This window comes from Salegentibacter sp. BDJ18 (assembly GCF_017579965.1).
Lineage (GTDB): Bacteria > Bacteroidota > Bacteroidia > Flavobacteriales > Flavobacteriaceae > Salegentibacter.
Genome location: NZ_JAFLQX010000026.1, coordinates 67,531 through 83,901, shown reverse-complemented (window position 1 = coordinate 83,901; position 16,371 = coordinate 67,531). Strand labels below are relative to the sequence as shown.

General features: G+C 37.2%; 12 protein-coding genes. 3 read left to right on the top strand and 9 right to left on the bottom strand.

Annotated features, from left to right (window positions below):
- Window positions 1-18: 18 nt before the first annotated feature.
- The 5 genes from J0871_RS15475 to J0871_RS15455 form a co-directional block, all read right to left on the bottom strand.
- On the bottom strand, window positions 19-1,257 hold the full coding sequence (locus J0871_RS15475) for a M48 family metallopeptidase (RefSeq protein WP_208226141.1): 1,239 nt from the start codon (window positions 1,255-1,257) through the stop codon (window positions 19-21).
- 52 nt (window positions 1,258-1,309) lie between these two features.
- Window positions 1,310-2,104 carry an RNA methyltransferase gene (locus J0871_RS15470; protein ID WP_208226140.1) on the bottom strand — a complete coding sequence of 265 codons (795 nt, stop codon included), beginning with the start codon at window positions 2,102-2,104 and terminating at the stop codon, window positions 1,310-1,312.
- 101 nt (window positions 2,105-2,205) lie between these two features.
- Entirely contained in the window at window positions 2,206-3,507 is a 1,302-nt protein-coding gene (locus J0871_RS15465; protein WP_208226139.1) for an amidohydrolase family protein, read from the bottom strand.
- 15 nt (window positions 3,508-3,522) lie between these two features.
- Entirely contained in the window at window positions 3,523-6,516 is a 2,994-nt protein-coding gene (locus J0871_RS15460; protein ID WP_208226138.1) for an amidohydrolase family protein, read from the bottom strand.
- Between the two features lie 132 nt (window positions 6,517-6,648).
- Window positions 6,649-7,722 (bottom strand): DUF3810 domain-containing protein, encoded by a 1,074-nt coding sequence (locus J0871_RS15455; RefSeq protein ID WP_208226137.1) that lies wholly within the window; start codon window positions 7,720-7,722, stop codon window positions 6,649-6,651.
- 239 nt (window positions 7,723-7,961) lie between these two features.
- Between J0871_RS15455 and J0871_RS15450 the strand changes: the two genes are divergently transcribed.
- Window positions 7,962-9,422, top strand: coding sequence for an aminoacyl-histidine dipeptidase (locus J0871_RS15450; RefSeq protein WP_075327487.1), 1,461 nt, complete (start codon window positions 7,962-7,964; stop codon window positions 9,420-9,422).
- 166 nt (window positions 9,423-9,588) lie between these two features.
- Here the strand turns inward: J0871_RS15450 and J0871_RS15445 are convergent, their stop codons facing one another.
- The 3 genes from J0871_RS15445 to J0871_RS15435 are packed head-to-tail and all read right to left on the bottom strand — an operon-like array spanning window position 9,589 to window position 12,323.
- Window positions 9,589-10,710 (bottom strand): peptidylprolyl isomerase, encoded by a 1,122-nt coding sequence (locus J0871_RS15445; protein ID WP_208226136.1) that lies wholly within the window; start codon window positions 10,708-10,710, stop codon window positions 9,589-9,591.
- 42 nt (window positions 10,711-10,752) lie between these two features.
- On the bottom strand, window positions 10,753-11,313 hold the full coding sequence (gene gldI, locus J0871_RS15440) for a gliding motility-associated peptidyl-prolyl isomerase GldI (protein ID WP_208226135.1): 561 nt from the start codon (window positions 11,311-11,313) through the stop codon (window positions 10,753-10,755).
- Window positions 11,310-12,323: a bifunctional oligoribonuclease/PAP phosphatase NrnA gene (locus J0871_RS15435; RefSeq protein WP_208226134.1), complete on the bottom strand. Its 1,014-nt coding sequence runs from the start codon at window positions 12,321-12,323 to the stop codon at window positions 11,310-11,312. The genes gldI and J0871_RS15435 overlap by 4 nt, the downstream gene beginning before the upstream one ends.
- Before the next feature lie 359 nt (window positions 12,324-12,682).
- Between J0871_RS15435 and J0871_RS15430 the strand changes: the two genes are divergently transcribed.
- Together J0871_RS15430 and J0871_RS15425 are read left to right on the top strand one after the other, a co-directional pair.
- The gene (locus tag J0871_RS15430; RefSeq protein WP_079713956.1) at window positions 12,683-13,102 is read left to right on the top strand and encodes a nucleoside-diphosphate kinase; all 420 of its coding nucleotides are present in this window, start codon (window positions 12,683-12,685) and stop codon (window positions 13,100-13,102) included.
- Window positions 13,103-13,452: 350 nt separating this feature from the next.
- Window positions 13,453-14,052, top strand: a complete 600-nt coding sequence (locus J0871_RS15425) for a hypothetical protein (protein ID WP_208226133.1) — start codon at window positions 13,453-13,455, stop codon at window positions 14,050-14,052.
- A gap of 74 nt (window positions 14,053-14,126) precedes the next feature.
- Here the strand turns inward: J0871_RS15425 and J0871_RS15420 are convergent, their stop codons facing one another.
- A complete protein-coding gene (locus J0871_RS15420) occupies window positions 14,127-16,271 on the bottom strand; it encodes a M3 family metallopeptidase (protein ID WP_208226132.1) in 2,145 nt (714 codons plus the stop codon).
- Window positions 16,272-16,371 lie beyond the last annotated feature (100 nt).

Here is a 16,371-nt window from a genome sequence, read left to right as displayed (position 1 = left end):
AAGTAGGTAAAGAAACAACTACAAACCACGCTTTAAGTTTCTGAATCTTTGTAAAAGTGTAGGATGCGAATAATGCATAAAAACATAAGCTTTATGCGGAGTAAGATTACTCAGGCTGTTTTTAGTAAGTTTTTTTAAACTCGAAATTAACGGCGCGGCTCCATAGGTGTTCTTCGCATAATTATCTGCCTGGTATTCAAACTTTCGGGATAAATAATTCATTAATAATCCTGTAATTTCTGAAATTGGGCTGTATAAAATTCCAAAAGCTATCAAACCAATATGAAAACTGGGTTCTTCTACACCCAACGCTTGCGATAGGGCAGGGCTACCTACAAATAACGAAAGCAACCACAATGTAAAGCCTGTGGTTAGAATTGAAGCCAGCAAATTCACAATAATATGGTTCTTTTTATAATGCCCAACCTCGTGTGCCAATACCGCTACAATTTCCTCTTCTTCCAAATCTTTTACCAAAGTATCAAAAAGTGTAATACGTTTTTCTTTACCAAAGCCCGAAAAATAAGCATTGGCTTTTGTACTTCTTTTAGAACCATCTATAATAAAAATATTATCTAGGGTAAACCCAACACTTTTGGCGTAGGTTTCAATTTTTGTTCGCAAAGAACCTTCTTCCAATGGGCTTTGCTTATTGAACAAAGGCACAATGAGTTTTGCATAAAACATATTAAGAAATATGGAAAATACAGCTACGAGAATCCAGGCATACCACCAGAAATCGTTACCGGCAAATTGATAGAACCAAACGATAAGCGCAAGAATTCCGCCGCCGAGGATAATCATCATAAACCATCCTTTAATTTTATCCAGGAAAAAAGTTTTTTTCGTGGTTTTATTAAAACCGTATTTTTCTTCTATCACAAAAGTGCTGTACCAGGAGAACGGTGTGGTAAGAATATCGCTGCCAATCATTATTATTCCGAAGAAAATAAGGGCAACCAGAATTGCATTATCGGTGAAATTTCTCGCAATGTCATCTACCCAGGCAAATCCGTCAAAAATAATAAACCCTAAAGTGAGCAATACTGAAAAAGTGGAGGTGATAATTCCAAAACGGTAACGTTCCTTTTTGTAGCGCTGAGATTTTTCGTATTCCTCCTTGTTGTAAACATCACTGAGTTCCTGCGGAATTGGATCATCAAAATGTTTTGCATTTAAAGTATCCAGAATTTTATCGATAATAAAATCGATAATTATAATGGCAATGATGATATAAAATAGGGTTTGGGGATTCAAAGGCTTTTTATTTTAATGCTGAATTATACTTAAAAGTTTTGGTGTTTTTTCTTTAAAAACCGCGCTGTCTTTTAGCTTCAAAAATAAGTATTCCAGCTGCAACAGAAACATTCATAGAATCAATTTCACCGCTCATAGGGATAATAATATTTTGCGTGGAATTTTCGCGCCATTCTTCGCTTAATCCAGTGGCTTCAGTTCCTACCACAATTGCTGCAGATTTTGTAAAATCGATGTTGTGGTATGGTTTTGAAGCTTGCAAAGCTGCTGCGTAGATAGAAATATTATTTTCCTTTAAAAAATCAATAATTTCTGAAGTACTCCCGGTAGCAATTTGGTTGGTGAAGACACAACCCACGCTGGAGCGGATGATATTTGGATTATAAAGATCGGTTTTTGGGTTTGCTATAAAAACAGCATCTACTTTTGCGGCATCGGCAGTTCTTAAAATAGCACCTATATTTCCCGGTTTTTCTGGAGCTTCAGCCACAAGAATTAAAGGGTTTTTAGTTTCAAATTTAATACTGTGCAGATTATTTTCTTTAGTTTTAAAAATGGCTAAAACACCTTCAGTACTACTTCTATAAGCTAGTTTTTCATAAACTTCCGAAGAAATTTCAGTTACTTGAAATTCATCTGAAGTAAATTCCTGAATTTTTTCAAAACTTATTAAATCGGGGCAAAAATAGATTGCCTTTATTTCAAATTCGCCCTTTAAAGCCAATTCGATTTCCCGTTGGCCTTCTACCAGGAAAACGCCTTCTTTCCGGCGAAGCCGGGATTTTTCCTGTAATTGAAGCAGGTGTTTTACCTCCTTATTTTGTGTACTGCTAATTTGCCTAACCATAGGTGTAAAAATAGGGAGTTTAAACCTATTGCAAAGAAAAAGAGGTTAACAAAATACCTGTTTAGATATAGTTGCTAACCTCTTTAATATATTTAAATTTTTTATTTACTGGCGCTCTCGTATTTTTCCATATAACGCTGGTAAAGTTCGGTTTGGTGAGTTTCCAAACTTACTTCCCTGCCCTGAATAAAAGCATGGGTTAAAATATTTCCGCGCATATCTAACGCATCACCTTCGCTAATAAATAAAGTGGCATCTTTTCCTTTTTCCAGGGTGCCCACCATATCATCTATTCCAAGAATTTTAGCAGTATTAGAAGTAATCAATTTTAAAGCTTCTTCTTTACCTAATCCGTAAGCACCCGCAGTTCCGGCATAGAATGGTAAGTTCCTGGTATTCATACGCTCCATACTGCCGCTGCTTTCCAGAGCTACCAAAACACCTTTATTATGAAGGATTCCGGCTAATTTATAAGGAAAATCATAATCGTGATCTTCGCTGTTTGGCTGATCATGCGGACGCTGAACTAAAACAGGAATGTTATTCTCTTTAAGTTCTTCAATAGCCTTATGAGCTTCATAACCACCAACAATTACTAAATGTTCTATTTCCTGTTTTTGTTTAAAATCTATTACATCCAGAATTTCTTTTTTTCCGTCTACGTGAATAAAAACTCGTTTTTCTCCGTTAAAAACGTTTTTCATCGCATTGTAGGCAAGATTGGTTTTTTCGCTGTTTCCTTCCAAATAAGCTTTTGCAGAAGCAAAAAATTCTTCCAACTCCAAAAGTTCTTCCTGGTAATCTTCGCTGGGTTTAATCCCGGGGTCTTCCCCGGCCCACCAACGGCCTCGGGTAAAACTGCTGGGCCAATTTATGTGCAGCCCATCATCTTCCTTAATAACCGCGTCTTCCCAGTTCCAGGCATCAAACTGTACAATAGAAGAAGTTCCAGAAATTCTACCTCCACGAGGAACAATTTGCCCCATTAAAACCCCGTTTGGTCGCATGCTTTCTACCAGTTTACTTTCAGCATTATAAGCGATTATACTTCTAATATGTGGAAGCATAGATCCTATCTCATCTTCATCATCGGTAGCTCGAACTGCATCAATTTCTACTAAACCTAAAGTGGCGTTGGGTGCTATAAATCCCGGGTAAACGTGTTTTCCTTTGGCTTCAATAATACGGCCGCGGTATTGCATTTTTGTAGCAGTGGCATCTAGCACCTGGGTGATTTTACCGTCTTCAAAAATAATTAAACTGTTTTCTATTATTTCACCATTTCCTAAGTGCGCGGTGGCACCAACTATGGTAATTGCTTCGGTTTGTTTAGAAGCAGGTGTTTGCTGCGCAAAAGAATTTCCTATACAGGTAAATAGTGCGAGTAGTACTAAATATTTCATCTTCATTTGTTCTTTTTAGTGGATTTCTTCCAGGGTATTACAATGGATATGTTGTTCTTCTTTCTTTGTTACCGGTTGTGTTTTTAGGCCTTTATTTTTAGCCTCCAACATTTGGGTAATTAATTCACTTCTTTGCTGCTGAATTTCTTCCCGCAACTTTTTATCTCTCTCAATATCAAAGAAAACTTTTCCCTGAATTAAAGTTTTTTCGGCTTTGGCGTAAATCGATAATGGGTTATCTGACCATAGCACCAAATCTGCATCTTTTCCCGTTTTTACACTTCCAACTCGATCGTCTATGTGCAATAATTTTGCCGGATTCAAGGTTACAAATTTCCAGGCTTCTTCTTCAGAAACTCCACCGTATTTTACAGATTTTGCTGCTTCCTGGTTTAATCTTCTGCTCATTTCGGCATCATCACTATTAATTGCAGTTACTATTCCCTGGCTATGCATAATTGGTGCATTAAAAGGAATGGCATCATTAACCTCATATTTATAAGCCCACCAGTCAGAAAAAGTAGAACCGCCTGCGCCGTGTTCCTTCATTTTATCGGCCACTTTATAACCTTCTAAAATATGCGTAAACGTATTAATTCTGAAATCAAAATTCTCAGCGACTTTCATCAACATATTAATTTCGCTTTGAACGTAAGAGTGCGCCGAAACAAAACGTTCGCTATTAATGATCTCCAAAAGGGTTTCCATTTCCAGGTCCTTTCTAAAGTCTTTATCGTTTTGTTTTGCTTTTTCATATTCTTTTGCGCGGGTAAAATAATCGGTAAAAACCTGTTCTACACCCATCCTGGTTTGTGGAAACCTGGAACGGCTTCCCCAGTTAGATTGCTTTACATTTTCACCCAATGCGAATTTTATAAATTTAGGGGAGTTTTCAAAGATCATATCCTCAGCATCTTCACCCCATTTTAACCTTAAAATCGCAGAACGGCCGCCAATAGGATTCGCCGAACCGTGTAAAAGCTGTACGGTAGTTACCCCGCCTGCAAGATTGCGATAAATATTCATATCTGTGGGATCTACCACATCTTCCATAGTAACTTCTGCAGTAGAGTTGTGGCCGGCCTCGTTAATAGCCGAAGCCGCGATATGTGAATGTTCATCTATAATTCCTGAAGTAAGGTGTTTTCCGGTGGCATCAACTACGCGTGCATTTCCGGCGTTGAGGTTTTCTCCAATCCTGGAAATTTCCCCGTTTTTCACCAAAACATCGGTATTTTCTAAAATTCCTTCTGCTTCGTTTGTCCAAACTGTTGCGTTTTTAAAAAGAATAGTTTCTTCTTTAGGCATTTCTGAAAATCCGTAAGCTTTATTCGGAAAACTTACCGGCATAATTTCGCGAATATCTTCCTCTTTATCTTCTCCGTTTTCTTCTTCGTCTTCTTCCGCTGCAGCGGTTTCAACTGAAGTTTTCCTAGTAGCCGTGAAATTGGTTTCAGAACCATCGCTTAAATAAGCCGTACCAGAAATTTGTTCTTTATTATCCTCGGTTTTTGCCACTAAACGGGTAAAACCTGTTTTGGTAGTATCGGCAGGAGAAAGCAATAAATTCATCCAATTATCAGAAAAGCTAAGTTTTGCACCCAATTTTGTATCTCCAGATTTTACACTTGCCTTTGGAACTTCGGGTTTTCCTGTAATCTTTAATTCATACGTTTTTCCTTCTAAATTAAGATCGTAGGTTCCGGTAATATCTGTAGTGTTCATTTTATTGATCACTGTTTTTTCGCCCTGAATCCAGTTTTCAAAAACACTGGTTTCTTTATCAAAATAATCTCCTGAAGTGATTATAAAGTTTGCCCACGCGCCTTCTTTTAAAGTTCCTAAACGATCTTCTTCGCCAAGAATTTTTGCAGGGGTAGTGGTTAAGGCAGCAAGAGCATCTTCTTTACTTAAACCGTAGGAAACGGCTTTTAATAAATTATTTCTGAAATTTTTTTCAGCATCAAGATCGTGTGTCGTGATCGTAAAAGGAATATCATTTTCGGCAAGCATTTTTAGGTTTGCCGGGGCCTGGTTCCAGGTTTTCATTTCTTCCAGGCTTACGTGTTCAGCTAAAAATGGATTTTCTATATCGTATGCATCGGGGAAATTAAGGGGCACAATAAAAGTGCTTCCGGTTTCTTTAATTTCCTCTAGACGCTGATATTCTTTTCCGTCTCCCAGGATCACATAATTCACATTGAATTCGTTACCTATTTTTCCGGCTCTTAAAGCATCCAATAGGTTATCTGTTGCGAAAATTTGAGTCAGATTTTTATTTCGGTTTAAAGCTTCTAAAGCTAAATCTTTGTTGTTAGATTTTCCTTTTCCGTACCATTCGGCATCTAAATATGTCTGCCGAATTAATGCCATTGCACCCATTGTTGAAGTAGGGTAAGATTGGCGAGACAATTTACTTTTATCAAAAGACAGGTATTGTGCCGAGCGATCTTTTAAAATTCTATCTCCCTCGGTGCCTCCGGGATTTAAAGCTACCAACATCCCGGTACCGCGAATAATCCCATCTGGAACGTGTGTATTTACGGCGCCAAACCCTGCTTTATGGAGGGAAGTTGCCGTTTTTTCATCATAATTAAAGTGTTGTACCGCCTCGGTTTCCGCCCTTATATGGTCGTTCCAGTAATAGCCTTCCCGGTTCGCATCATATTGCGGCTGGCCGTTCCCGTTACTGGCTTCTTTAGGTTCCTTTATTCCAAAGCTGCTGTAAAGATCAATAAAAGAAGGATAAACTTCTTTCCCTTTTAAATCTATAACAATGCTGTTTTGTGGTTCGCTAACCGATTTACCAATGGCAGTAATTTTGCCATCTTTTACCACGAACATTCCGTTTTCTATTGTTTGCTGCGGACTTACGTGAATTTTTGCATTTTTAAATACCGTGTAATTGGTTTGTGGGTTTTTAACCCCGTCGTTTTTGGGGAAGTATTCCTGGGCGTTGCTTTGCAAACTGACCAGAAATACCAGACATAGTAAAAGTCTTATTTTCATAAATTGTAGCTGAATTAAATGTGGCTTAGAAATTAAAGGAGGTAAATTAAGAAAATTATAACAAAGCCGAAATTGGTTTTCGTACTATGTGAGAATTTATTTTTCTTTCTAACTATTTCATTAATTATTAGGTTAAAGTCTATTGTTTTCTTCTGAAAAATAATTCACCAAAAGTGCTACCACATAACTATAGCTTTTCATTCCATCGGCCTGGTTATTTACAATTAAAAACCGATTGTAAAATGCCTGAAATATGGGTTCAAAAGGATTTTGATGCGCTAACCAGAATTCTTCTACTTCCCGATAGTTTTCTAAAATACCCGGATTCATTTTCGCCTTTAAATTTTTAAACTTATCCGGATCCCTTCGGTATAACTCATTTAAGCAATATCGCAAGGCAAAAGTATATCCTGAATACCGGAAATAAGCATCGGGATGATTCATGGTGCTAAGGCAGGCAATAAAATTAGCTTCATTCTCTTTTGCAAAACCCAGTTGATGTCCGATTTCGTGACTCGCGGTAGTGGGAATTTTATAAGGTACAATTTGGGTGTTTACCTGGGCTTCCCCGGTTAGTGGATTCAAATAACCATTGAACCCCATATAAGAAAGCGGTATGCTATATAAGGAGCGTTTTAGCGATTCTCCTTTATAGGTAAGTTCAGGGAAATCTTTGCTAATATTGGTATAACCTTCTATTGTTTTTTCAAAGATTTCATTTTTAGAATAGGGAATTACCACGCTAACCGAATCATTTTCCGTTAGTTGATTGTGGAGTTTGTTAGACTCAATAATTAATATTTCTGAAAGTTGATAAAGCTCTTCGGTGGTATAATCGTTTTCAATTTCTAAAGCTTCGTGAAGCGGTAAGCGGTAATAATTAAATCCCCAGAAAATATGAAAACAGGCATATACTACTGATAATACAGCAAGAACATCTATCACCCAAAAACGAGGGTTTCTAAATTTTTGCTTAAAACGTCTTAGTAGCCAACGAATTATTAAAATTCCGAAGAAAGTATATAAGAGATCACCAAGAGAAAACGGTAAAAATCCGTGCCCATAGCGCATTAATTTTGAAAATTCAGGGTATAGAAATCGGCTGTACCAATTTTCTACCAGCTCGGGATGCCCGGCCAGGAAAAAGATAAAAATGATCTGCACGGGGAGCAGAAATGCTAAAATATAAAGTCCTTTTTTCTTCACTCGATAATCGAGATTTTATTCTCCGAGATCTGTCTCGAAATTAATAACATTATTTTCTATAATTGCTTCAAGAGCTTGCTACAGGGTAGTTTGCTTTTTAAAATTACAATTATTAGCAAAACACGGCTTAAAATTTTAAATAACTGTTCTTCATTTGGTTAAATAAGTTTTAAAAAGCCTGTAAATTTTCCTTCTTTGTTTATTACCAATACCTTTGTGAAAGACCAAAATATAAAACAATGAACGAAGAAATTAGGGAATTAGAACCGAAAATCTTATGGAATAAATTTGCCGATCTAAACGAGGTACCACGACCTTCAAAAAAAGAAGAGCGGGTTATTGAGTTTATGAAAAACTTTGGAAACAAACTTAACCTGGAAACCCTGGTAGATGAAACCGGAAATGTAGTTATAAAAAAACCTGCTACTTCGGGGATGGAAGATAGAAAACCTATAGTACTGCAGGCGCATTTAGATATGGTGCACCAGAAAAATAACGATACCGATTTTGATTTTGAAACCAGCGGAATCAATATGTATGTAGATGGAGATTGGGTGCGAGCTAAAGGAACAACCCTAGGTGCCGATAACGGCCTGGGCGTTGCCAGTATGATGGCGATTTTAGAAAGTAACGATATTCAGCATCCTGCTCTTGAAGCTTTATTTACGATAGACGAAGAAACCGGGATGACCGGTGCCAAAGGTTTGGATTCTAATTTACTGGAAGGAGATATTCTTTTAAACCTGGATACCGAAGAAGACGATGAAATTGGGATTGGATGTGCCGGCGGCGTAGATATTACTGCGGTTAGGGATTATGAAGTAGAGCACACACCCGATAATTCGGTTGGTTACCAAATAAAGGTAAAAGGTTTGCAAGGCGGGCATTCTGGGATGGATATTATAAAAGGTCTGGCCAATGCTAATAAAATTATGGCGCGTGTACTTTTTGATTCAAATCGTGATTTTGGTTTACGCGTCTCCAGCATAAAAGGTGGCGGATTACGAAATGCCATTCCTCGTGAAAGCGAAGCTATTGTGGTGGTAGATAAATCGAATACCGAAACTTTTTTAACCGAAATTATTCAGCAGGTTCGTGAGATTAAAGCTGAATTTGCTTCGCTTGAACCTAATATGGATATTGAAATTTCTGAAACTGAAGTTCCAAACGAAGTAATGAAAGTTGAAGATCAGCAAGAAGTAGTTAAGGCAATTTCTGCAGCGCATAATGGGGTTTACAGAATGAGTCCTGATATTGAAGGTTTGGTTGAAGCTTCTAATAATATTGCCAGTGTAAAAGTTGGGGATGGAAAAGTGAAAATTAACTGCCTTACAAGATCATCGGTAGAATCTTCAAAAGATGATTTGGCCAATAGTTTGGAAGCAACTTTTGAGCTGGCGAAATTTAAGGTGAAATTATCTGGGGAATATCCAGGTTGGGCACCAAATCCTAATTCTGCAATTTTAAAAGTTGTAGATGGATTATATCAAAACCTGCATAATGAGAAAGCCGATGTTGCAGCCTGCCACGCTGGTTTGGAATGCGGAATAATTGGAAACCATTATCCTGAAATGGATATGATTTCTTTTGGTCCTACCATTAGAGGAGCACATTCACCTGATGAACGCGCAAGTATTTCTTCAGCCCAGAAGTACTGGAAATTTCTAATTGAAGTTTTAAAGAATATTCCGAAGAAATAATTCGGGAATATTTTAAATAGAAAAAGGCTGTTTGAGTTTTTTTCTCACGTCATCCTGAACTTGTTTCAGGATATAGTTTTAATTGAACTTAGAAGCTGAAATAAATTCAGCTTGACGTAAGAAAGATTTTATACTCAAACAGCCTTTCTTATGTAAAATCAGGAAATTATTCCTGTATACCTACCAATTCTACTTTAAAAACAAGATCGGTGTTTGGAGGGATTACACCACCGGCGCCTCTTTCTCCATAACCTAAATGACTTGGGATATAAAGTAAAGCTTCATCTCCAACTTTTAATTGCTGAATGCCTTCTTTAAATCCTGGAATCATAGGAGCATCTGGACCGTAAACTACTGTCATGGGACCGTAACCACCCTGGTTTTTTCTTGCTTCGTTAAATAAGCCCATTTCTTTGGCCAGTTCTTCTTTGTTTGTATCAAAGATTTCACCGTCACTAAAATAGCCTTCGTAAAGCACTTCTACCATTTGTCCGGTTTTGGGTTTTTCACCTTCACCTTCATTTAAATAGTAAATTTTTAGTCCGCTATCTAATGTTTCAGCATCACCTTCGTGGCTTTCAAATTCTTCAGCCTGGGCTGCTTTAGCTTCCTGGCGCTTTTTAGCTTCGGCATCTTCCTTATCTTTTACTGCCTGTAGTTCTTCTTCAAATACCGTAGGCGCGTCAAAATTCTTGGCAGCTTTACCTTTTCTAATAATGTTTACCTCTTCCATGGTAACCGTCTTTACAGGCTTATCTCTTGGGCCTGTTTCAACTTTACCTATAGAATCTACAACATCCTGGCCTTCTACAACTTTCCCAAAAACAGTATGCCTGCCATCAAGGTTTGGAGTAGGAGCAAGTGTAACAAAAAACTGACTTCCGTTTGTGCCTGGGCCGGCATTAGCCATAGAAAGAATTCCTTTAGAATCGTGGCTTAAGCTATCTACAATTTCATCAGGAAATTTGTAGCCTGGGCCACCACTCCCGGTTCCAGTGGGATCACCTCCCTGTATAACAAAACCGTCTATAATTCTGTGAAAAGTTAAGCCGTCGTAATAATTTTTGCCTTTATGGGTGCTGTCTACCATTTTGTTATTGCCTTCGGCAAGGGAAACAAAACTGGCTACGGTTATTGGAGTTTGTTCAAAGTAAAGTTCAGAAACAAAAGTTCCGTAATTGGTTTTAAATTCAGCATACATCCCATCTTCTAGATCTGGATATTCGTCGTTACACGCAAACATGGTAAATACCACGGCAAATAGTAATAAAAATTTACTGGTTCTCATTTATTATAAAAATTAAAAAGGCTTAATAAAGCCCGGGTTTACTTATTGTTGATTTTGAATTTCTTCTTTTTCAGTAATATTATTGAGGGTGACTTTTGTTTTTAAAGGCCAGTTTGTACCTATTTTATTTTTATCTCCATAATATCCAAAAGCTTTATACGAAGGAAATAAAAAAGTTACGGTTTCTCCTTGCTTCATTAATTTTATGCCCTGTCTTAAGCCGCTAAAAAGTTTTTCCTGGTCTATGGCATAAGTTCTGGTAGCTTTTTCTCCTTCGGCATAAATCACTTCATCATTTAAGGTGGAAATGCTATAATCGAATTCTACTATATCGCCAAATTCTGGTGTGGTTGTATTGATAGAATCTTCAATTTTTTTATGGTAAGCATACCAAAAACCATCTTGAGAAGAGTGATATTCTCTTGTAGAATCCCTTTGTATGGCAGTTTTAATAAGTGTTATTTCTTTTTCCAGTAATTCCTGGTTTTTAGCAATAGATTCGCTAAAGTGAGAACCCGATTTTTGGGTTACAGGGTAACGGGCTTCAGGAGATTTACAGGCTCCCAAAGCGAGTATTGCTATAAAAATTAGATATTTATTCATTTTTGCAAATCCTTATAACTGGGAAGAATGGTATTAAGTTTTGTGATGGTGTCTTCCATAGAAAGCTCACTTTTACCTCCGGCTGCATTATTATGGCCTCCACCTTCAAAATGAGCCCTGGCAAATTCATTTACGTTAAAATCACCTTTAGATCTAAATGAAATTTTAATAATTCCTTCTTGTTTATTTTCAATAAAAATTATGGCAAAAACTACCTTTTCTATCGCCAGGCCGTAATTTACAAAACCTTCGGTATCTCCTTTTTGAAAATTATGTTTATCCAGCTCTTCCTGAGTTAGAGTTATATAAGCCGTTTTATACTGAGGTTTTACCCGTAAGTTTTGCAGCGCAGTTCCTAAAAGCTGAAGCCGGTCTTCATTATAGGTGTCAAATATATTGTTATGAATTTCGTGATTTACCGCTCCTTTATCAATTAAATCGGCTATCACGCGGTGTGTTTCGGCACTGGTGGCACTAAATCTAAACGAGCCCGTATCAGTCATAATACCTACATAAAGGCAGGTGGCGATTTCGGGAGTGATTTTATGTACGGCGCGTAATTTATCAATAAAATGATACACCATTTCGCAGGTAGAACTCATTTCGGCATCGCTATAGGTATAGTTAGCAAAGTCTGAGGGTTCCCTGTGGTGGTCTATCATAATAAAAACAGCTTGCGAAGCTGTTAAGATCTCCTGCATATCGCCAGAGCGGTCTAAATGATTAAAATCCAGAGCAAAAACCAGGTCGGCTTCATTTATAAGATTTTCGGCATTTACTTTATCTTTTTCATAGATAATTACCTCATCATTTCCCGGTAGCCATTTTAGAAACCTGGGATAATCGTTTGGTGAAATCACATTTACCTTATGGCCTTTATCCCTTAAAAAATGCATTAAACCTAAGGTAGATCCCATGGCGTCACCATCGGGGCCTTTGTGTGGTACAATAACTATATTTTTAGCCTGGGAAAGTTCGGCAGTGATCTCTAAAATTGCTTGTTCTATCATAATTTAATATAAAATACCACCGGGATAAATCCTCAAGGTATTATGTTGAAAAATATGAAACAAAAAAGTTTCAAATTTCATTTCCTTTAGTGAAAAACCCAGCGCTGTAATTCAATCTCTTGCCCGGCGAGTAATCAGTAAAGATACAATTTATTAATACCAGCTTAAAAAACCAATCTGTATTTTTGTATTCAACAAATCAACAAAAAATGAAGGTAATTTTATCGCTCTTTCTAAGCTTTTTTCTATTTAGGCTTTAAAAAATGCAGCAGCCTGAAAGCTAAATTCATATAAAACTTAAAGGAGCTTGTATTTGCAGCTTATTTAATTATTTTTGCCAAAATTTAAAAAACCATAAGATGGCAGGAAAAAGAACATTCACCATGATAAAGCCCGATGCTGTTGAAGCCGGGAATGTAGGTGCAATATTAGAGCAAATTACCGCTTCAGGATTTAGAATTGTAGCTTTGAAAATGACTCAAATGACTACCGCTGATGCTGAAGAATTTTATGCAGTACACAACGAACGTCCTTTCTTTGGAGAGTTGGTAGAGTTTATGACTCGTGGGCCAATCGTATCGGCTGTGTTAGAAAAAGACAATGCCGTAGAAGACTTTAGAGCTTTAATTGGAGCAACAAATCCAGAAGATGCTGCTGAAGGAACTATAAGAAAAAAATACGCGAAATCTGTAGGTGAAAATGCTGTACACGGAAGTGATAGCGACGAAAACGCACAGATTGAAGCTGCTTTCCATTTTTCAGGTAGAGAGATGTTCTAAGCAGAACTTTTTAAGTAATATAAAAGCCATCAGTTATTCGCTGATGGCTTTTTTTGTTGACCCGTCCTAAAATAGGCTGTCTGAAAAAGTCTGATTTCGTCAAGCTTAACTCGTTTCAGCTTCTAACATGTTTTTTGACGATAACATCATAGATCCTGAAATAAATTCAGGATGACGATTTTCAAAATTTTTCATATAGTCTCTTTTTATTGTATGGCTTTAAGTTTAATATATTCTCCTACAAACACTTATAATTCCGTTTTTCATCTAAATAATAAGAAAACTATCGAATAAATAAGGTTTTTAGCCGGCTATTTTATAAATTATTGTTCAACTTAAAATGTAGAATTATGAAATTTATTGATAGCTGTTTTGTCTTTTTTATTTTGTTATTAAGCACATCAATTACTGCGCAGGAATTAGAAGGAAAATGGATTGTCTCGGGAAATAAAAGCTTTGGTGGTTTTCCCGGAATACATTTAATGGAAGTGAGTGAAGATTCCTTATCTCACTATAATTTTGATCAATTTGTGACAAAAACTGCATATCAAACTGAAGATAACAAGTTGAAAATAGATACACTCGCCTTTGCCGATTTCAGTTTTAAAAACCCTAACCGATTAAGTATTTCTTCAGAAAGATTGGAACAACCTATAGATTATATAAGATTAGTTCCCACTAAAACAGATTTAAACGCTGCAAAAATTAAACAGAAAAAATACAATTTAGAACGGGGTGGCAAAAATTTCGAAATAGATTTTCAAAATCATCCCGATAGTAAAATTATGCATTCATATTTAAAGAAAATAGATGAAACGTATTTCCTGGTAATTCATCGTTATGGTAACCCAATTACTGCGGTACCCATTGAGAAAATTACCGCAGATAAATTGCACTTATATGGATTTATGGCTGGCCCCGAAAAACTCGTAGCTAAAGCCATTCAATAATTGAAATAGTATAAATAAAAAACCTGCCTAAATGAAGTTTTGAAGGCAGGTTTCACAAAATTTTCTTCGATATTTTATTTTTCTTCAGGTACCGGGAAGCCACGGTCACGCATTAACGCATCAATTTCTGCATCACGGCCTCTAAATTTTCGATAAGCTTCAGCGGGATCCATTGCGTTTCTTGGCGCAAACAGATATTTCACCAATTTTTCTGCCATATTCTCATCGTAGAATCCTCCGGGAGATTCAGCAAAAGCTTCCGCAGCGTCAGAGGTTAATACATCTGCCCATAAATAGCCGTAATATCCGGTAGCATAACCTTCACCTGAAAATACGTGTCCAAAGTGCGGAGAACGGTGACGCATCACAATTTCATCTGGCATTCCCAGTTCGTCTAAAGTTTCTTTTTCAAACTTTCTCGGTTCAATTTTATCGGGATCTGTGGTATGGTATTTCATATCCATTAAAGCCGAAGCTAAAAACTCGGTGGTAGCGAATCCCTGATTGAAAGTAGCTGCTTTTTTAATTTTAGCTACTAATTCATCTGGAATTACTTCCCCGGTTTCATGATGTTTTAGAAAGCGGTTTATCACCTCATCTGTAGATAACCAACGTTCCAGTAATTGCGATTGAAACTCGGTATAATCACGAACACCGCTGTTTAGGGTTGGGTATTTAATATCTGCAGCTAAAAAGTGTAGCGCGTGGCCAAATTCGTGGAAAAAAGTTTCAGCATCATCCCAGGAAACTAAAACGGGTTCTCCGGGAGCTGGTTTTATAAAGTTAGAATTATTGGATGCTAAAACGGGTTTTGCGCCTTCTAATTCAGAATAACTTCTATAGGTAGTTGCCCAGGCACCTGAACGTTTTCCCTGGCGCGCAAAAGGATCTAAATACCAAAGCCCAATAAGTTCGCCAGAATCTTTATCGGTTACTTCCCAAACATTTACATCTTCGTGAAAAACAGGGACGCTACCTTCTTCTACCGGTTTAAACTCGAAATTAAAAAGCTCACCAGCGGTATAGAAAAGCGCATCGGTTAGGTTGCCCAGTTCTAAATACTGCTTTACTTCCTCACTATCAAGATCGTATTTTTCTTTTCTTACTTTTTCTGCATAATATCTATAATCCCAGGGTTTAATGGTAATATTAGCACCTTCACCATCGGCTACAGCTTGCATATCTTTTACTTCCTCTTCTACGCGGGCAAGGGCAGCCGGCCAAACGGCTTCCATAAGTTCCATTGCGTTTTCTGGGTTTTTAGCCATTCGGTTTTGTAAACGCCATTGCGCAAAATTCTCGTATCCCAATAGTTCTACTCGTTCATCGCGAAGTTTCAGGATTTTTTTAATCACCTCATTATTATCAAATTCATCATCATTATCACCTCGTGAATAATAGTTTTTCCAAACTTTTTCACGCAGTTCACGTTCATCAGAATAAGTTAAAAACGGATCCATAGAAGAGCGCGTGTTGGTTACGGCATATTTCCCTGCTTCTCCATTGGCTTTAGCAGTGCTCGCTGCAGCTTTCACATAAGATTCCGGAAGACCGCTAAGTTGATCTTCGGTTAAATAAACAATGTAGTTTTCTTCTTCAGCAAGAACATTATTAGAGAATTTGGTATATAATTCAGACAGTTCACTGTTTATTTTGGCGTAACGCTTTTTATCTTCTTCGTTTAAATTGGCGCCTTCCATCGCAAATTCTTCATAAATAAGATCAATTACGCGTTGCTCGGGAGCCGGTAGCGGATTTTCTTCTGAATTCTCATAAACGGTTTTAATCCTTTCGAATAGTTCTGTGTTTTGAGAAATTTTTGAACTGTATTCAGAAATTTCCGGAGAAAGTTCGCGCTGTATTTCCCTAAATTCAGGACTGGAAACATTGCTGCTAAATATGCCGTAATAAGTAAATACCCTGTTTAAAAGATCGCCAGAATCTTCAAAAGGCACAATAGTATTTTCAAAAGTTGCCGGTTCAGTATTTTGGGTAATTTTTTCGATTTCAGCAAGATGCGCATCCATCGCTTTAAGCATTGCGGGTTTTACAAGTTCTACCTGCATTTTATCAAAAGCGGGAACGCCGGCATAAGGGCCAGTCCATTCAGCAAGTAAAATGTTATCCATATTCTGTTTGGGGTTTTGTTCCTGGGAATTAGCTTGAAAGCCTGCGACCAGCGCAAAAATCCCCAGGCCTTTTATAATGTCTTTTTTCATTTTGTGTGGTTTTATTTCTAATCTATGAAGGTAAGGATTTTGGGAAAATTGGCTGCTATAGAACATTTATAAATTCCCTGAATTATGAAAAATTAAGGCT